The sequence below is a fragment of the Alsobacter sp. SYSU BS001988 genome (assembly GCF_054796215.1).
In genome coordinates, this window is sequence record NZ_JBTAMK010000003.1 from 104596 (window position 1) to 121640 (window position 17045).

Consider the following 17045-nt stretch of genomic DNA (forward strand, 5'->3'; position numbering starts at 1 on the left):
CGTGCGGCTTGGTGGCCCGGATTCAAGGCGAGGGTGTGTCGGCGGAGAAGTCGCTGCGCAACAAGGCGTAGAGGAGGTGGTCCTGCCAGACGCCGTCGATGCAGAGATATTGGCGGGCGTAGCCCTCGCGCTGGAAGCCGACGCGCTCCAGGAGGCGCATCGAGGGCGCGTTGTAGGGCACGCAGGCCGCCTCGATTCGCCGCAACCTGAGCGTCTCGAAGGCGTAGCCCGCCGCGAGGCGGACCGCCGAGGTCATGTAGCCCTTGCCGGCGTGGCGCTGGCCCATCCAGTAGCCGAGCGTGGTGGCCTGCGAGACGCCGCGGCGCACCATTCCGAGGGTGAGCCCGCCCAGCAGCGCGCCGTCGGACTCGCGGAACAGGAAGAACGGGTAGGCGGAGTCCTCCTCGATCTCGCGGGCGTAGCGCTTGATGCGCCGCCGGAACGCCGCCCGGGTCAGGTCGTCCGCCGGCCAGATCGGCTCCCAGGGCTTGAGAAAGTCGCGGCTCGCCTCGCGCAGCGCCGCCCAGGCCTCGAAGTCCTCCGCCCGCGGGGTGCGCAGGTGGAGGCCCGTCCCCCGCATGGCGGGCGGATCTTCCGATGCGATTGGCAGGCGGAAGAACGCCATCGTCGGCAGCCTTATCCCCCGGCGCGGGCCGCGGCCCCGATATGCGACGCGATCCGGGCCGGATCCATGAGCTTGCGGACGGGACCGACGGCGGTCACGGTCGGCGGGCTCGCCAGCATGTCGGCCGCGACCCTGCGCACGTCGTCGATCGTGATCGCGTCGATGGCGGCCACGATCTCCTCGCGCGGCAGCACCCGGCCGAAGGCGAGCACATGGCGGGCCATCTGCTCGGCCCGCCGCGCCGAGGACTCCAGCCCCATCAGGAGCGACACCTTGATCTGCTGCTTGGCCCGGACGACCTCCTCGTCGGTGGGCTTGTCGGCCGCCTCGCGCAGGCAGTCGAGCATCACCGGGATGAACTCGCCGAGCTTGTCCTCGCCGGTGCCGCCATAGACCGCGAAGGTCCCGGTGTCGCTGAAGGGCTGGTGGAAGGAGTAGATCTCGTAGCAGAGCCCGCGCTTCTCGCGAATCTCCTGGAACAGCCGCGACGACATGCCCCCGCCCAGCAGGTTGGAGAACACGTGCAGGGCGTAGTGGTCCTGGTCGTGGAACGACCGGCCGGCGAAGCCCAGCACCATGTGGGCCTGCTCGAGCTTGCGCACCTTGCGGCCGTCGCCGCCCGCATAGCGGCCGGGCTCCGGCGCCTCGACCGACTGCGCGCCGATGCTGGCGAAGCGCCGGCTCGCCTCCTCGACGATGTCGTCGTGGTTCACCGCGCCGGCGGCCGCCAGCACCATCTCGGGCCCGCGATACTGCCGCTCCAGGAAGCCGCGCATCGAATCCGCCGACTGCGCCCGCACGGTCTTGGGCGTGCCCAGGATGCGCCGCCCGATGGGCGCGCCCGCGAAGGCCGTCTCCATGAACATGTCGAACACGACCTCGTCGGGCGTGTCCTCGCAGGCGCCGATCTCCTGCAGCACCACGCCCTTCTCGCGCCGCAGCTCCGCCTTGTCGAATGCCGGCTCGGTGAGGATGTCGGACAGGATGTCGAGGGCCAGCGGCACGTCCTCGCCCAGCAGCCGGACATAGTAGGAGGTGCGCTCCACGCTGGTCTCGGCGTTGAGGTCGCCGCCGACCGCCTCGATCTCCTGGACGATGTCGAGGGCGGAGCGCCGGCGCGTGCCCTTGAAGGCCATGTGCTCGAGCAGATGGGCGAGGCCCTGCTCGCCCTCCTTCTCGTGGCGGGTGCCGGCCCCGATCCAGACGCCCAGCGAGGCCGTGGCGAGCTGGGGGATGGTCTCGGTCACAACCCGCATGCCGTTGGGCAGCGTCGTGATGCGGACGGCCTCCTCGCGCGGCGCGCCGACGCGAAGGTCCTTGGTGCGCGGGGGCGCATTCATGCGGCGGCTCCCTTGTGGCGCCGTTCCGGGTCTCCGGCCGCCCGGGCGCGGCTTCGGACGAGGTTCTCGATGGCGCCCTGATCGTTCGGCATGGTGGTGAAACGCTCGCGGCGGTCCAGAAGGTCCGCCAGATGGGCGGGAAGCCGGGGCCTGACCCCGGTCGCCGCCTCGACGGCGTCGGGGAACTTGGCCGGATGCGCGGTGCCGAGCGCCACCATCGGGACCGAGGGATCGGCGCGCAGCGCCGCCCGGCCGCTGGCGACCCCGATCGCCGTATGGGGGTCCAGCGTGTAGCCGGCGTCCCGGTAGGTCTCGGCCATCTCGCGCCGCACCTCGTCCTCGCCGACCGCGCTGGCGCTGAACTCCGAGCGGATCGCGGCGAGCGGGCCGGGATCGATCGTGAAGGCCTTGCTCTGCGAGAGGCTCTGCATGAGTCGCCGGACGGCCGCGCCGTCGCGCCCATAGGCCTCGAACAGCAGCCGCTCGAAGTTGGACGAGACCTGGATGTCCATGGATGGGGAGGTGGTGGGCGTCACGCCGGCGGCCTCGTAGCGCCCCGTCGCCAAAGTGCGGGCCAGGATGTCGTTGGCGTTGGTGGCGACGTTGAGGAGGCCGATGGGCAGGCCCATGCGCTTGGCCACCCAGCCGGCCAGCACGTCGCCGAAATTGCCCGTCGGCACGGAGAAGTTGATGGGCCGGTGCGGCGCGCCCAGGCTGGTCGCCGCCGTGAAGTAGTAGACGACCTGGGCCACGATCCTGGCCCAGTTGATCGAGTTCACGCCAGAGAGCATCAGCTCGTCCCGGAAGGCGTGGTGGTTGAACATCGCCTTCACGAGCGCCTGGCAGTCGTCGAAATCGCCTTCCACGCCGATTGCGTGGACGTTGTCCGCCTCCACGGTCGTCATCTGCCGGCGCTGGACCTCGCTGACGCGGCCATGCGGGTAGAGGATGAACACGTCGACCCGATTCAGTCCCTTGAACGCGTCGATGGCGGCACCGCCGGTGTCGCCGGAGGTGGCCCCCACGATGGTGGCGCGCTGGCCGCGCTGCTCCAGCACGTGGTCCATCAGCCTGCCGAGCAGCTGCATCGCCACGTCCTTGAAGGCGAGCGTGGGGCCGTGGAAGAGCTCGAGCACGAAGAGGTTGTCGCCGAGCTGCGTCAGCGGGCACACGGCCGGGTGGCGGAAGCTCGCATAGGCGGCGTCCACCATGCGGGAGAACGCGCCCGCGTCGATCTCCTGCGCGAACGGGCCGATGATCCGCCTGGCCGCCTCGGCGTAGGGCGCGCCGGCCAGCCCGGCGATCGCCGCCTGGTCCATGGCCGGCCAGGACTGCGGCAGATAGAGGCCGCCGTCGCGGGCGAGCCCCGCCAGCAGCGCATCGGCGAATCCGAGAGCGGGCGCTTCGCCCCGGGTGGACACATGAAGCACGGAAGATCCTCGCGAGGGTCGCCTGGCGGCGCTGTCGTCTGCTGGTCCGATGGCCGGGCTGCGGCCGTCCGGACCGGTGCGGCTGAGGGTAGGAGGCCCGTCCGGGGCTGACAAGCGCGCCGTCACGCGGGGCGGCCCTTCCACTGCTGGCGGGCCCAGAAGCCGAAGACGCCCAGCAGGGCAAGCGCCAGCGCGAACCAGGTGAGGGCGTATTGAAGGTGATTGTCGGGGAAGCTCACGATGGTGTTGCCGCCCTTCGGCCAGCCGCCCGGCATGGGGGCGTCGTCCGCATCGATCACGAAGGGCGCGACCCGCTGCAGGCCGTAGGCCTTGCCGATGGCGACGGGATCGCGCGAGAACCAGCTGTTCTTGGCCGGGTCGTTGGCCGGCACGAACATGCCCGGCTTTTCGGCCATGCGCAGCACGCCCGTGACGGTGACCTCGCCGGGAAGCTGGGATTGGCTCCTCTTCGCCGGATCGCCCAGTTCCGTGGGCACGAAGCCGCGGTTCACGATGACGACCGCGCCGTCGGCCAGCTGCAGCGGCGTGAGCACGAAGAAGCCCATCAGGGTCGCGCCCGGCCCCTTGCCGGAGATGAAGCCGTTGAGATGCGCCTCCTTGTCGTGCAGGAAGCGGCCAGTGACGCGCACCCGCTCGTAGTCGGCTGTCTTCGGGCTGAGGGCGGGCCAGGACGCCTCCGGCGGGAGCGGGCCGGGGGGCGCGGCCATGCGGGCCTCGACGCGGGCGATCAGCCGGTGCTTCGCCCCCATGCGCTCGATCTGCCACGCGCCCAGCCCCACCAGGATCGCGAAGGCGACCAAGGTGGCGAGGGCGGGGGCGATCAGGCGGGTGATGCGGCGGTCCACGGCGGCGGCGGTTCCTTCAGCGTTCCAGCCGGCCCTGCTCGGCCTTGTTGGCGAACTGGGCGGCGATCAGGAGGCCCTTGAGCGGCCTCAGCAGTCCAAGGCAGAGCCCGATCACGACGGGCGGCCACAGCAGGGCGTGCACCCACCAGGCTGGGGCGTAGCGCATGTCGACGAAGAGCACGCCGCCCACGACCAGGAAGCCCGCGATCAGCATGATGAACACCGCCGGACCGTCGCCCGAATCGGCGAAGTCGAAGGCGAGCCCGCAGGAGCCGCAGGCCGGCGCGACGGCGATGAAGCCGGAGAAGAGCGGCCCCTGGCCGCATCGCGGGCAGCGTCCCCGCAGGCCCGCCAGCAGGGCCGCGGTCCTGTCGGGGATCTCCGCCGCCGGCGGCGGAGCGGCGTCGATCTCACGCGCGGGCTCGATCGTCATGGCCGCCCCCCAAAAGCGAAGGGCGGCCCCGACGGGCCGCCCAGACCGAAATCGCGTCGCGGCTAGTGAGCCGCCGCCGCCCCCGCCGCGGCGCCCCACTGGGAGCCCCACAGATAGATGGCGACGAACAGGAACAGCCACACCACGTCGACGAAGTGCCAGTACCAGGCCGCGAACTCGAAGCCGAGATGCTGGCGCGGCGAGAAGTGGCCGCGCAGCGCCCGCACGAGGCAGACCAGCAGGAAGATCGTGCCGATGAAGACGTGGAAGCCGTGGAACCCCGTCGCCATGAAGAAGGTGGCGCCGTAGATCGAGCCCTTGAAGGCGAAATGCGCGTGGCTGTACTCGTAGACCTGCACGATCGAGAACAGCGCTCCGAGCAGCACCGTCAGGATCAGGCCCCATTTCAAGCCCTGGCGGTCGTCATGCAGCAGGGCGTGATGCGCCCAGGTCACCGTCGTGCCCGAGGTCAGCAGGATCAGGGTGTTGAGCAGCGGCAGGTGGAAAGGATCGAACACCTCGATGCCCTTCGGGGGCCAGTGGCCGCCCGTATATTCGAGCCGCATGAACTGCTTGGCCTCGGACGCGAACAGGCTGGCGTCGAAATAGGCCCAGAACCACGCCACGAAGAACATCACCTCGGAGGCGATGAACATGATCATGCCGTAGCGGTGGCTGATCTGCACCACGCGGGTGTGGTCGCCCTTGTGCTCGGCCTCGTTGATGACGTCCCCCCACCAGGCGACCATCGTGTAGAGCACGCCGATAAGGCCGGCGCCGAACACCACCGGGCCGGCGTGCAGGCCGCCCATGGCCAGGTTCTTCATCCACATGATCGCGCCGACCGCCATGAAGAAGGCGCTGACGGACCCCACGAACGGCCAGGGGCTCGGATCGACGAGGTGGTAATCGTGGTTCTTGACGTGGGCCTCGGCCATCGTGGTCGCTCTCCGATACGTCCCGCATGCGGCCGCCGGCCGCGCGCGGTCCCCCTTTTAGAGTTTGGGTTTGCTTGCGTCTTGGATCCCGGCCAAGGGCTTGGGCGAGCCCTTGGTCGGGAAGATGGTGTAGGACAGGGTGATCTCGCTCGTCCCGTCGAGGTCGCGATTGGCTGCGATCGCCGGGTCGACATAGAACACCACGGGCGCTTCCAGCGTCTCTCCGGCCGCGAGAGTGATCTCGTTGAAACAGAAGCACTGGAGCTTGTTGAAGTACCCGCCCGTCAGCTCGGGCAGGACGTTGAAGGACGCGACCGCGCTGGACTTCGTCGGGCCTGAGTTCGTCAACTTGTAGAAGACCGTCGTGGTCTCGCCGACCTTGACGTCCACGTAAGGGGTCTCGGGCTGGAAGCGCCAGCCGAGCGCCTGGTTGACGTTGGAGTCGAACCGGACGCGGAAGCTGCGCTCGCCCACCGAGGCGGCGGCCTGCGTGGCGACCTGGGGCGTGCCGCCGAAGCCGGTGGCCTGGCAGAACAGCTTGTAGAGAGGAACGGCCGCGTAGGAGGCGCCCACCATGCCGGCCACGGTGGCCACGCACGCGATCAGCGTGCGGCGCGCCGCGCGCGACGGATCGGGGCGGCCGGGGAGCTTTGCAGGATCCTGATGGTCGCTCATGAGGTCACAAGGGCCGGTTGGCCACGTTCCCGCCCAGCTTGGCGAGCGTGACGACGAAGAACAGCAGCACGAGGCCGCCCAGCACGAGGCCCAGCGCAACGGAGCGGGAGCGCTGGCGCCGGGTCTCCTCGGCGGTCAGCACGACGCCCTTGTTCTCGTCGGTGGGGCCGCCGCCGCTCACGCCGCGCCTCCGGCCAGCCGACCGACGAAACCGACGAAGGCCGAGATCCGGTCGAGCCCGATGAGCTGCTCGGCGAGCAGGACGGCGTAGAGCAGGAAGAGATACAGGATCGAGAAGGCGAAGAGCCCGATCGCGGCCTTGCGGGCCGCCTCGCCCGTGCGCCGGCGATAGATCCGCAGCGCCAGGACGATCATCATCGCCCCGGTCACCGTCGACACGATCGCGTAGAAGACGCCGGCGAACCCCATTACGCTCGGCAGCACGGCGACGGGCGCCAGGACGAGGGTGTAGAGCAGGATCTGCAGCCGGGTGGCGTCCTCGCCGGCCACGACGGGCAGCATCGGGATGCCGGCCCGGCGGTAGTCGTCCGACTTCACGAGCGCCAGAGCCCAGAAGTGGGGAGGGGTCCACAGGAAGATGATGGCGAACAGCACGAAGGTCTCGATCGAGACCGTCCCGGTCACGGCCGCGTAGCCGATCATGGGCGGGATCGCGCCCGCCGCGCCGCCGATGACGATGTTCTGCGCGGTCGCCCGCTTCAGCCACATCGAATAGATCACGGCGTAGAAGAAGATGGTGAAGGCCAGCATTCCGGCCGCGACCCAGTTGGTGATCAGGCCGAGCGTCGCCACGGAGCCGACCGAAAGCGTCATCCCGAAGGCCAGGGCCTCCTCGCGGGTGATGCGGCCGGCCGGAATCGGCCGCTTGGCGGTCCGGCTCATCATCGCGTCGATGTCGGCGTCGTACCACATGTTGAGGCAGCCGGACGCGCCGGCCCCGACGGCGATGGCCAGCAGGGCCGCAAAGCCGATCACCGGGTTCACGTGCGGCGCCAGCATCATCCCGACCAGCGCGGTGAACACGACGAGCGACATCACCCGCGGCTTCAGCAGCGAGAAGAAGTCGCCGGCGGTGCCGTTCGACACGCCTGACCGGCTTTCGTGGATGATGCTGTCGGTGACGGCTGACATGAACGCGACGTGTGCTCCGGTGGGAGGGGGCGGCCTCAGGAAGGTTCGCTCCCTTGCGATGGGCGGCCGGGCTTTCGGCCCGGTCGACCGGTCCTCGGCGTCGCCGCCCGGCGGGCGGAGAGGCGAAGGATCGGCGGGCGGGGACGGGGCCGGCCGAAGCCGGCCCCGCGCCTGATTAGTGGTCCGAGCCCGTGATGCGGGGCAGGGTCTCGAACTGATGGAACGGCGGAGGCGACGACAAGGTCCACTCCAGCGTCGTGGCGCCCGCGCCCCAGGGGTTCTCGCCAGCGAGCTCCTTGCGGCTGAAGGCGGTGTACACGCCGTAGAAGAACACCAGCAGGCCCAGCGCGAAGATGTAGGAGCCGAAGGACGAGATCCTGTTCCAGCCCGCGAAGGCGTCCGGATAGTCCACGTAGTGGCGCGGCATGCCGGCCAGGCCCGTGAAGTGCATCGGGAAGAACAGCAGGTTTGCGCCGACGAAGGCGATCCAGAAGTGCAGGCGGCCGATCCAGTCCGGGATCACATAGCCGCTCATCTTCGGGAACCAGTAGTACCAGGCGGCGAAGATGCCGAACACCGCGCCCAGCGAGAGCACGTAGTGGAAGTGCGCCACCACGTAATAGGTGTTGTGCAACTGGCGGTCGACGCCCGCATTGGCGAGCACCACGCCCGTCACGCCGCCCACGGTGAACAGGAAGATGAAGCCCATCGCCCAGATCATCGGGGCGGTGAAGCGGATCGAGCCGCCCCACATCGTCGCGATCCAGGAGAACACCTTCACGCCCGTCGGCACCGCGATCACCATCGTGGCGAACACGAAGTAGCGCTGCGTGTCGAGCGACAGGCCGGCCGTGTACATGTGGTGGGCCCACACGACGAAGCCCACGGCGCCGATCGCCACCATGGCGTAGGCCATTCCGAGATAGCCGAAGATCGGCTTCTTGGAGAAGGTCGAGATGATGTGGCTGACGATGCCGAAGGCCGGCAGGATCATGATGTAGACTTCGGGGTGGCCGAAGAACCAGAACAGGTGCTGGTAGAGCACCGGGTCGCCGCCGCCCGACGGGTCGAAGAAGGTCGTGCCGAAGTTGCGGTCCGTCAGCAGCATCGTGATGGCGCCGGCCAGGACGGGCAGCGACAGCAGCAGCAGGAACGCCGTCACCAGCATCGCCCAGGCGAACAGCGGCATCTTGTGCAGGGTCATGCCCGGCGCGCGCATGTTCAGGATGGTGGTGATGAAGTTGATCGCGCCGAGGATCGACGACGCGCCGGCCAGATGCAGCGACAGGATGCCGAAGTCGAGCGCCGGGCCGGGATGGCCGGAGGTGGACAGCGGCGGATACACCGTCCAGCCGCCGCCGAAGCCGTTGGAGCCGGGCGCGCCCTCGACGAAGAGGGAGATCAGCAGCAGGGTCAGCGACGAGGGCAGGAGCCAGAACGAGATGTTGTTCATGCGCGGGAACGCCATGTCCGGCGCTCCGATCATGATCGGCACGAACCAGTTCCCGAAGCCGCCGATCAGCGTCGGCATGACCAGGAAGAACACCATGATCAGCCCGTGTCCGGTGACGAACACGTTGTAGGTCTGCGGATTGGTGAAATACTGGAGGCCCGGCTCCTGGAGCTCGAGCCGCATCGCGATCGACAACGCGCCGCCGATCAGTCCGGCCATGAGGCCGAAGATCAGGTACATCGTCCCGATGTCTTTGTGGTTGGTCGACAGCACCCACCGGCGCCAGCCGGTCGGGTGATGTGCGTGCGCGTCGTGCGCCAGTGCCGCAGTTGCCATGATGTCTGTCCCAGATCGCTGAAAGTCTAGCGCTGTCCTGTTCGGGTGGTCAGGTCGTCACTCGACGGGGGTCCAGCGCGCGGCGACCTTCACGGTCTCGTTCGAGTCGAGCGACGCGAACTTCTTCTTCGCGTCCGCCAGCCACGCCGTGTACTTCTCGGGGCTCACCACCCGGATCGCGATCGGCATGAAGGCGTGGTTCTGCCCGCACAGGCGCGAGCACTGGCCGTAGTAGACGCCCTCGCGGTCGGTCGTGAACCAGGTCTGGTTCAGGCGGCCCGGGATGGCGTCCATGCGGAAGGCCAGCGACGGCACCGAGAAGGAGTGGATCACGTCCGCGCCGACCACCTGGATGACGACCGTCTTGCCCGTGGGCAGGACCACTTCGTTGTCCACCGCGAGAAGCGCCGGCTGGCCGGCCTTCTGGGCGTCCTCGCGCGTCAGCATGTAGCTGTCGAACTTGAAGCCGCCGCCCTGGTCCTGCGGGTACTCGTAGGACCAGTACCACTGGTTGCCGATGGCCTTGATGGTGATGTCGGCCTTGGGCAGCTCGATCTGGTACTTCAGCAGCCGGAAGGACGGGATCGCGATGCCCACCAGGATGAGCACCGGAATGATCGTCCAGGCGATCTCCAGCCCGGTGTGGTGCGTCGTGCGGGACGGCGTCGGATTGGCCTTCTCGTTGAACTTCACGACGACGGCGACCAGCAGGGCGAGCACGAACAGCGTGATCGCCGTGATGATCCAGACCAGCGCGGTGTGGAAGTCGTGCACGAACTCGGCCACCGGGGATACGGCGTCCTGAAAGCCCATCTGCCAGGGTTCGGGATGTCCGGGCGCGGCGAAAGCCGGACCGGAAATGCTGAGACCGAGCGTCGCAAGCGCGAGCGCTGACCGGTTCCAGAAACGAATCGTCACCTGCGAATCTCCTGACCTGAATTGTGCCCGGCTCATCGGCGCGCCGCGTCTCGGGGGGGGCGGCCGATCCTCCCGGGAGACACCGGCAGGACCACAGCCGCGTGGACGCGCTGACCAAACCTCGCTCAGTTTGATTTAGGGCAAAGACCACAAAGCCGTCACGAGCGCAATCGCGTCGTTTGGCGAAATCTGTGCGTCATATGCACGCTTGATTGCGGTTTTGCGCACGGCTCGCGCCGTCCCGGCTCCGATCGCCGCGCCTTGACAGCGCATTCTCCCCATGGTCCCAACGATCCGACCGGCGCCGCCGAGGCGCCCGACGCCCTGCGTGGCATAGCAACGGGAGCGCCCCCATGTCGATGGCTCCATCGAATCCGACTGAACGGAACCGCCCCTTGCCGGGCGCCGCGTCGGCCGGACGCGTCCGGGCCGTTTTCGCACGCGCCGCCGTGGCGGCGTTCGCCGTCGTCCTCCTGGTGTCGGCCCAGCCGGCGCGGGCGCAGGGGCCGGTGAAGAACAGCTTCGGCGACTGGCAGATGCGCTGCGAGACGCCCGCCGGCGCCAAGACCGAGCAATGCGCGCTGGTTCAGAGCGTCCAGGCCGAGGACAAGCCGAACGTCACCCTCGTGGTGATCGTTCTGAAGACCGCGGACGGCAAGAGCCGCCTCCTGCGCGTGATCGCGCCGCTGGGCGTGCTGCTGCCGGCCGGCCTCGGGCTCAAGATCGACCAGGCCGATGTCGGCCGCGCCGGCTTCGTCCGCTGCCTACCCACCGGCTGCATCGCCGAGGTGATCATGGACGACGAGCTCCTGGGCAAGCTGAAGGGCGGGCAGGCCGCCACCTTCATCGTGTTCCAGACCCCCGAGGAGGGGATCGGCATCCCGGTCTCGCTCAACGGTTTTCCGAGCGCCTTCGACTCGCTGCCCTGAGCGGGGGGGAAGTCGGCTGGCCACCCTGTGCATCCGCGGTCCGTGTGGTAAAGGATCGCCTCTCGCCGCCCTGGCGCCTCGCCTGGAGATCTCGATGTTCCGGTCCGTTCCGCGTTTCGCCCGCCTCGCCGCAGCCTCGGCCGTCGCGGCCCTCCTGGCGGGATGCAACACCTTCGGCGGCTCGAGCGAGCCAGTCGCGTCGACCCCGTCGGGGGGCTCGAGCTTCATGAACATGTTCAAATACGCCGGCCCGACCGTACCGGCCTCGATGAGCGCGCCCGAGGAGGAGATCGACTGCCCCTCCGTGCAGATCCTGGACGGCACCGCGGCCTTGAAGCAGGAGGCGGGCGGCAATCTGCGCAGCCAGCTCTCCATCGGCCAGACGGCGCGCGAATGCCGGGCGGTCGGCGGCCAGATCGCCATCAAGGTCGGCATCGAGGGACGCGCGCTGCTGGGGCCGGGCGGCTCGCCGGGCAGCTTCGTCGCGCCGGTCCGATTCGTGGTGAAGCGCGGCGACCGGGTGGTCGCCTCCCAGCTCCAGCGCACGACCGTCACCATCCCGCAGGGCGACACCCAGGCCTCCTTCGTCATGGTCCAGGAAGGCCTGATGGCCCCCAAGGAGGGCGGCGACCTGGAGATCTATGTCGGCTTCGACCCGAACGGCCGCGCCGCGGGCCCGTCCAAGCCCCGCCGCAAGCGCGGCTGACCGGCCCGCCTCGCGCGGGCCGGCCCCCTGCGATTGACTCGGCGCGGGGGCTCACCTACCACAGTCATGCTTCTGATCTCCGCGGAAGAGTCCGGCGGGGGCCGTAAGGCCCTGGTCGCCGGCGCCGAAGGCGCAACCGCCCCGGAAACGCTCAGGCCCAATGGACCGCGGAGAGCTGGCGCTCTGGAAAGCGGCGCGCGCTGGTCGCGCGTCCACCGACGGGGGTAACTTCATCCGCTTTCGGGCGGCGTGAAGGAAATCTCTCAGGTCACTTGGACAGAGGGGGCGCGAACCGGACAGTGGGGTCCGGCCGCGCAATCCTGTCCGGGAGACCCGAATGGCCGATCCAGTCCCGCCGACCGCCGAAGCCGATCCGACCGCCCCGCCTCCCGCTCCGCTGCTGCTGACGCCGCTGGCCTCGCGCCACCGCGCGCTGGGCGCCCGCATGGCGCCGTTCGCCGGCTACGACATGCCGGTGCAATACCCCACCGGAATCCTGGCCGAACACCAGTGGACGCGCGAGAACGCCGGCTTCTTCGACGTCTCGCATATGGGCCAGGGCTTCCTGGTCGGTCCCGACCACGAGACGACGGCGCGCGCCCTGGAGGCGCTGTGCCCGGCCGACATCCTGGGCATGAAGCCCGGCCAGCAGCGCTACACGCAGCTTTTGAACGAGCGCGGCGGCATCCTCGACGACCTCATGGTGACCCGACCCGCCGAGGAGGGCGAGGAGGGCGTGCTCATGCTGGTGGTGAACGCCTCCCGCAAGGATGACGACTGGTCCCACATCGAGGGACGCCTCGGGCCGGAGGTCCGCCTTCTCCGGGCGCCCCAGCGCGGCCTGATCGCTCTCCAGGGCCCGAAAGCGGCCGAGATCCTGGCGCGCCATTGCCCCGGCGCGGCGGATCTGGGCTTCATGTCGGCCCGCGCCACCGACTTCGACGGCGTCCCGGTCCATGTCTCGCGCTCCGGCTACACGGGCGAGGACGGCTTCGAGATCTCGGTCCGGGCGAAGCGGCTGGAGGCCGTGGCGGACGTCCTGCTGGCCGATCCGCTGGTGAAGCCGATCGGGCTCGGCGCGCGCGATTCGCTGCGGCTGGAGGCGGGGCTCTGCCTGTACGGCCACGACATCGACGAGACGACCTCGCCCGTGGAGGCGGCGCTCGTGTGGTCCATGCAGAAGCGCCGGCGCGAGGAGGGCGGCTTCCCCGGCTTCGAGCGCGTCCGCCGCGAACTGGCCGAGGGGCCGCCTCGCCTGCGCGTGGGGCTCAAGCCGGAAGGTCGGGCGCCGGCCCGCGAAGGCGCCGAGATCGTCGCGCCGGACGGCCGGCCCGTCGGCAAGGTCACCTCCGGCGGGTTCGGCCCTACGGTCGGCGGCCCCATTGCGATGGGCTATGTCGAGCCGGCCTTCGCGGCCGTCGGCTCATCGCTCGCCCTGATGGTGCGCGGCTCGGCCCTGCCGGCCAAGGTCGTCGCCATGCCATTCGTCCCGCACCGCTACGCCCGCAAGTCGCTGGCCGCCCCGGCCTGACGCCCTCCGCCGAACAGGAGCCCTGCATGACCATCAAGTTCACCAAGGACCATGAATATGTCCGCGTCGAGGGCGACGCCGGCGTCGTAGGCATCACCGACTACGCCCAGCAGCAACTCGGCGACGTCGTGTTCGTCGAGCTTCCGGCGGTCGGGAAAACCATCGCGAAGGGGACCGAGGCCGCGGTCGTGGAGAGCGTCAAGGCGGCCAGCGAGGTCTTCGCCCCCGTGAGCGGGGAGGTGCTGGAGGTCAATTCCGAGCTGGAGGGCGCTCCCGGCGTGGTGAACGAGGACCCGCTCGGCCGGGGCTGGTTCGTGAAGCTGCGGATCGCCGATCCGGCCGAGCTCGACGGCCTGATGGGCGAAGACGAATACAAGGCCCTCGTGGCCTCGCTCTGACCCGATCACGGACGACCACGGAGCCGCCATGCGCTACCTGCCTTTGTCCGACCTCGAGCGCGCCGACATGCTGGCGCGGATCGGCGTCGGCTCCATCGACGACCTCTTCGCCGACATCCCCGCCGACAAGCGCCGGGCCGGCCTGCCCGACCTGCCGCGCCGCAAGAGCGAGATGGAGGTGGAGCGCCTGCTGGGCCGGCTGGCGGCCCGGAACGTGGCGGCCGGCTCGGTCCCGTTCTTCGTCGGGGCCGGCGCCTACAAGCACCATGTCCCGGCCACCGTGGACCACCTGATCCAGCGCTCCGAGTTCCTGACGAGCTACACGCCCTACCAGCCGGAGATCGCCCAGGGCACGCTGCACTACCTGTTCGAGTTCCAGACCCAGGTGGCGGCCCTGACCGGCATGGAGGTGGCCAACGCCTCCATGTATGACGGCTCCACGGGATGCGCGGAAGCCGTGCTGATGGCCCACCGGATCACCCGGCGGCGCAAGGCCGTGCTGTCGGGCGGACTGCATCCGCACTACGCCGAGGTGGTGCGGACCCTGTCGCGCATGGCCGAGGACGAGGTCGTCACTTTGCCGCCGGACGTGACCGCGACCGAGGACCTCCTGGCCGCCATCGACGGATCGGTCTCCTGCGTGGTGGTGCAGACGCCGGACCTGTTCGGCCATCTGCGGGACCTGCGCGCGGTCGCGGACAAGTGCCACGCCGAGGGCGCGCTGCTGGTCGCCGTCGTCACCGAGGCGCTGTCTCTGGGGCTGGTGACGCCGCCCGGCGCCATGGGCGCCGACATCGTGTCGGCCGAGGGCCAGTCCATCGGCAACGGCCTGAATTTCGGCGGTCCCTATGTGGGCCTCTTCGCCACGAGGCAAAAGTACGTTCGCCAGATGCCGGGACGCCTCTGCGGCGAGACCGTGGATGCGGACGGCGCCCGCGGCTTCGTGCTGACGCTCTCCACGCGCGAGCAGCACATCCGGCGCGACAAGGCCACCTCGAATATCTGCACGAATTCAGGCCTTTGCTGCCTGGCCTTCACGATCCACATGTCGCTTCTCGGCTCGGCGGGGCTGCAGCGCCTGGCGAGGGTCAACCACGCCCATGCGGTCAAGCTGCACGAGGCGCTGGAATCTCTAGCTGAGGTTGAGGTTATCAATCGAAGCTACTTCAACGAGTTCACGCTGCGTTTGAAGAAGCCCGCCGCCGCCCTTGTCGAGACTCTGGCCGGGCGCGGGATCATGGCCGGCGTGCCCGTGTCGCGCCTGCTGCCGGGAGCCGGGCTGGACGACCTTCTGCTGGTCGCCTCCTCCGAGATCAACACCGATGACGACCGCGCCGCCCTCGTGGCGGGCCTGAGGGAGGCGCTGAAATGAGCCTCGGATACGTACAAGTTCAGCTCTCAATGTCACTTGCAATGATGGCATCCAGCGCAAAACCATTTTCAAAAAGGCTTCTCAGCGCATATCGCAGTTATCTGTTCAAGTTGCAAGATTCTGATTTTCCGGAAGATGTGCGACCATTGTTCAGAAGGCTGAATGAAGAGATTAGGGAGAGTATTCATCATATTGGTGACTATTCGTATTTGAATTTATCACCGCAGCGAGCAAAAAAATGCATAGAGCTGATCGGGTCGATTGAGTTCGGCATAATAACCGCAATAAAGTTTCCGGATCCTAGCCCATGCTGAACCGCCAGGGACGCCCCACTTCCCCCACCGACGCACACATGGCGGAGCGCGCCACCTTCACGGGCAACCGCGCTCTCCAGCAGGTCGAGCCCCTGATCTTCGAGATCGGGCGCGTCGACGCCACCGGCGTGGACATCGACGAGCCGGAGCCGTTCACGCCCCGGCTGGGCGGGCTCGAGCGCACCGACGGCGTCGGCCTTCCCGGGCTCTCCGAGCCGGAGGCCATGCGGCACTATGTGCGGCTGTCGCAGAAGAACTACGGCATCGATACGGGCCTGTTCCCGCTCGGCTCCTGCACGATGAAGCACAATCCCCGGCTCAATGAGCGCATGGCGCGGCTGCCGGGCTTCGGCGACATCCACCCCCTTCAGCCGGTCTCCACGGTCCAGGGCGCGCTCGAGCTGATCGACATGCTGGCGGCCTGGCTGATGGAGCTGACCGGGATGCGCGCGGTCGCGATGTCGCCCAAGGCCGGCGCCCATGGCGAGCTCTGCGGCATGATGGCCATCAAGGCCGCGATCGCGGCGCGGGGCGAAGGCGAGGTCCGCAGGACCGTGCTGGTGCCCGAATCCGCCCATGGCACGAACCCGGCCACCGCCGCCCTGATCGGCTTTGCGGTGAAGCCCGTTCCGGTGCGGCCGGACGGGACGGTCGACCCCGAGACCGTGCGCGCCCTGGTCGGGCCGGACGTCGCCGCCATCATGCTCACCAACCCCAACACCTGCGGGCTGTTCGAGCCCGACATCGTCGCCATCGCGGCGGCGATGCACGAGGCCGGCGCCTACTTCTACTGCGACGGGGCGAATTTCAACGCCATCGTCGGCAAGGCGCGGCCGGGCGACCTCGGCGTCGACGCCATGCACATCAACCTGCACAAGACCTTCTCGACCCCGCATGGCGGCGGCGGGCCGGGCTCGGGCCCGGTCGTCCTGTCCGACAGGCTCGCGGCCTTCGCTCCGACGCCCTTCGTGACGCGGTCCGCCGACGGCTTCGCCCTGGTCGAGCACGCCGCCGAGGCCGAGGAGGGCGGCGCGAGCCCGTTCGGGCGGCTCACCGCCTTCCACGGCCAGATGGGCATGTTCGTGCGGGCGCTCTCCTACATGCTGTCGCATGGGGCCGACGGAATGAAGCAGGCCTCCGAGGACGCCGTGCTGAACGCCAACTACGTGCGGGCCTGCCTGTCGGACCTGATGTCTCAGCCCTTCGGCGACCGGCCCTGCATGCACGAGGTCCTGTTCGACGACGCGTGGCTGAAGGGCTCGGGCGTGACCACGCTCGATTTCGCGAAGGCGATGATCGACGAGGGCTATCATCCCATGACGGTGTATTTCCCGCTGGTGGTGCACGGGGCGATGCTGATCGAGCCGACCGAGTCGGAGTCGAAGGCCTCGCTCGACCTCTTCGTGGCGACCTTGCGCGATCTCGCGATGGCGGCGAAGCGGGGCGAGACGGAGCGCTTCACGGGCGCGCCCCATTTCGCGCCGCTGCGGCGGCTGGACGAGACCCGGGCGGCGCGGTCTCCCGTGCTGCGCTGGACCCCGCCGTCCCCCGTCCGCGACGCGGCCGAGTAGCATTCGCCCGGGCCGCCCGCCCGGCGAGCGGGCCGGGTGGGCCCGCCGTCCGGGCGGG

At 69.1% G+C, this 17045-nt stretch carries 18 protein-coding genes and 2 riboswitches; of the genes, 7 read left to right on the forward strand and 11 right to left on the reverse strand.

Annotated features, from left to right (window positions below; genetic code table 11):
- Nucleotides 1–22: 22 nt before the first annotated feature.
- From ACYVO7_RS07550 to coxB, 11 genes are all read right to left on the reverse strand, one after another.
- Nucleotides 23–625: a GNAT family N-acetyltransferase gene (locus ACYVO7_RS07550; RefSeq protein WP_460449224.1), complete on the reverse strand. Its 603-nt coding sequence runs from the start codon at nt 623–625 to the stop codon at nt 23–25.
- An 11-nt stretch (nt 626–636) separates the two neighbouring features.
- Nucleotides 637–1965, reverse strand: coding sequence for a M16 family metallopeptidase (locus ACYVO7_RS07555; protein WP_460449225.1), 1329 nt, complete (start codon nt 1963–1965; stop codon nt 637–639).
- Nucleotides 1962–3395, reverse strand: coding sequence for a threonine synthase (thrC, locus tag ACYVO7_RS07560; RefSeq protein ID WP_460449226.1), 1434 nt, complete (start codon nt 3393–3395; stop codon nt 1962–1964). Before thrC ends, ACYVO7_RS07555 begins: the two co-directional genes overlap by 4 nt.
- Nucleotides 3396–3517: 122 nt before the next feature.
- The gene (locus tag ACYVO7_RS07565) at nt 3518–4261 is read right to left on the reverse strand and encodes an SURF1 family protein (protein ID WP_460449227.1); all 744 of its coding nucleotides are present in this window, start codon (nt 4259–4261) and stop codon (nt 3518–3520) included.
- A gap of 16 nt (nt 4262–4277) precedes the next feature.
- Complete coding sequence (locus tag ACYVO7_RS07570; protein ID WP_460449228.1) at nt 4278–4694, reverse strand: DUF983 domain-containing protein; 417 nt, start codon at nt 4692–4694, stop codon at nt 4278–4280.
- A 62-nt stretch (nt 4695–4756) separates the two neighbouring features.
- Nucleotides 4757–5632: a cytochrome c oxidase subunit 3 gene (locus tag ACYVO7_RS07575; protein ID WP_460449229.1), complete on the reverse strand. Its 876-nt coding sequence runs from the start codon at nt 5630–5632 to the stop codon at nt 4757–4759.
- A gap of 57 nt (nt 5633–5689) precedes the next feature.
- Entirely contained in the window at nt 5690–6307 is a 618-nt protein-coding gene (locus ACYVO7_RS07580; protein ID WP_460449230.1) for a cytochrome c oxidase assembly protein, read from the reverse strand.
- Between the two features lie 4 nt (nt 6308–6311).
- Nucleotides 6312–6488, reverse strand: coding sequence for a hypothetical protein (locus ACYVO7_RS07585; protein WP_460449231.1), 177 nt, complete (start codon nt 6486–6488; stop codon nt 6312–6314).
- Nucleotides 6485–7459, reverse strand: coding sequence for a heme o synthase (locus tag ACYVO7_RS07590; protein ID WP_460449232.1), 975 nt, complete (start codon nt 7457–7459; stop codon nt 6485–6487). Before ACYVO7_RS07590 ends, ACYVO7_RS07585 begins: the two co-directional genes overlap by 4 nt.
- A 175-nt stretch (nt 7460–7634) precedes the next feature.
- Entirely contained in the window at nt 7635–9248 is a 1614-nt protein-coding gene (ctaD, locus tag ACYVO7_RS07595) for a cytochrome c oxidase subunit I (protein WP_460449233.1), read from the reverse strand.
- A 57-nt stretch (nt 9249–9305) separates the two neighbouring features.
- Nucleotides 9306–10166, reverse strand: a complete 861-nt coding sequence (gene coxB / locus ACYVO7_RS07600; protein WP_460449234.1) for a cytochrome c oxidase subunit II — start codon at nt 10164–10166, stop codon at nt 9306–9308.
- 395 nt (nt 10167–10561) lie between these two features.
- Between coxB and ACYVO7_RS07605 the strand changes: the two genes are divergently transcribed.
- From ACYVO7_RS07605 to gcvPB, 7 genes are all read left to right on the forward strand, one after another.
- Nucleotides 10562–11095 (forward strand): invasion associated locus B family protein, encoded by a 534-nt coding sequence (locus ACYVO7_RS07605; protein ID WP_460449235.1) that lies wholly within the window; start codon nt 10562–10564, stop codon nt 11093–11095.
- A gap of 94 nt (nt 11096–11189) precedes the next feature.
- On the forward strand, nt 11190–11801 hold the full coding sequence (locus ACYVO7_RS07610; protein ID WP_460449236.1) for a hypothetical protein: 612 nt from the start codon (nt 11190–11192) through the stop codon (nt 11799–11801).
- 72 nt (nt 11802–11873) lie between these two features.
- Nucleotides 11874–11979, forward strand: a riboswitch (glycine riboswitch).
- 3 nt (nt 11980–11982) lie between these two features.
- Nucleotides 11983–12083: riboswitch (glycine riboswitch) on the forward strand.
- Nucleotides 12084–12138: 55 nt separating this feature from the next.
- Nucleotides 12139–13332, forward strand: a complete 1194-nt coding sequence (gcvT, locus tag ACYVO7_RS07615; RefSeq protein ID WP_460449237.1) for a glycine cleavage system aminomethyltransferase GcvT — start codon at nt 12139–12141, stop codon at nt 13330–13332.
- A 26-nt stretch (nt 13333–13358) separates the two neighbouring features.
- Nucleotides 13359–13730, forward strand: a complete 372-nt coding sequence (gene gcvH / locus ACYVO7_RS07620) for a glycine cleavage system protein GcvH (protein ID WP_460449238.1) — start codon at nt 13359–13361, stop codon at nt 13728–13730.
- 28 nt (nt 13731–13758) lie between these two features.
- Complete coding sequence (gene gcvPA, locus ACYVO7_RS07625) at nt 13759–15102, forward strand: aminomethyl-transferring glycine dehydrogenase subunit GcvPA (protein ID WP_460449239.1); 1344 nt, start codon at nt 13759–13761, stop codon at nt 15100–15102.
- The gene (locus tag ACYVO7_RS07630) at nt 15099–15416 is read left to right on the forward strand and encodes a hypothetical protein (RefSeq protein ID WP_460449240.1); all 318 of its coding nucleotides are present in this window, start codon (nt 15099–15101) and stop codon (nt 15414–15416) included. The genes gcvPA and ACYVO7_RS07630 overlap by 4 nt, the downstream gene beginning before the upstream one ends.
- A complete protein-coding gene (gene gcvPB, locus ACYVO7_RS07635; protein ID WP_460449241.1) occupies nt 15410–16987 on the forward strand; it encodes an aminomethyl-transferring glycine dehydrogenase subunit GcvPB in 1578 nt (525 codons plus the stop codon). Before ACYVO7_RS07630 ends, gcvPB begins: the two co-directional genes overlap by 7 nt.
- The last annotated feature ends 58 nt before the right edge of the window (nt 16988–17045 follow it).

Coding starts and splice junctions, on each gene's coding strand:
- ACYVO7_RS07630 (WP_460449240.1), top strand. CDS start 15,099: ATGAGCCTCGGATACGTACAAGTTCAGCTCTCAATGTCACTTGCAATG.
- ACYVO7_RS07550 (WP_460449224.1), bottom strand. CDS start 625: ATGGCGTTCTTCCGCCTGCCAATCGCATCGGAAGATCCGCCCGCCATG.
- gcvH (WP_460449238.1), top strand. CDS start 13,359: ATGACCATCAAGTTCACCAAGGACCATGAATATGTCCGCGTCGAGGGC.
- gcvPA (WP_460449239.1), top strand. CDS start 13,759: ATGCGCTACCTGCCTTTGTCCGACCTCGAGCGCGCCGACATGCTGGCG.
- ACYVO7_RS07570 (WP_460449228.1), bottom strand. CDS start 4,694: ATGACGATCGAGCCCGCGCGTGAGATCGACGCCGCTCCGCCGCCGGCG.
- ACYVO7_RS07590 (WP_460449232.1), bottom strand. CDS start 7,459: ATGTCAGCCGTCACCGACAGCATCATCCACGAAAGCCGGTCAGGCGTG.
- gcvPB (WP_460449241.1), top strand. CDS start 15,410: ATGCTGAACCGCCAGGGACGCCCCACTTCCCCCACCGACGCACACATG.
- gcvT (WP_460449237.1), top strand. CDS start 12,139: ATGGCCGATCCAGTCCCGCCGACCGCCGAAGCCGATCCGACCGCCCCG.
- ACYVO7_RS07610 (WP_460449236.1), top strand. CDS start 11,190: ATGTTCCGGTCCGTTCCGCGTTTCGCCCGCCTCGCCGCAGCCTCGGCC.
- ctaD (WP_460449233.1), bottom strand. CDS start 9,248: ATGGCAACTGCGGCACTGGCGCACGACGCGCACGCACATCACCCGACC.
- ACYVO7_RS07580 (WP_460449230.1), bottom strand. CDS start 6,307: ATGAGCGACCATCAGGATCCTGCAAAGCTCCCCGGCCGCCCCGATCCG.
- ACYVO7_RS07555 (WP_460449225.1), bottom strand. CDS start 1,965: ATGAATGCGCCCCCGCGCACCAAGGACCTTCGCGTCGGCGCGCCGCGC.
- ACYVO7_RS07575 (WP_460449229.1), bottom strand. CDS start 5,632: ATGGCCGAGGCCCACGTCAAGAACCACGATTACCACCTCGTCGATCCG.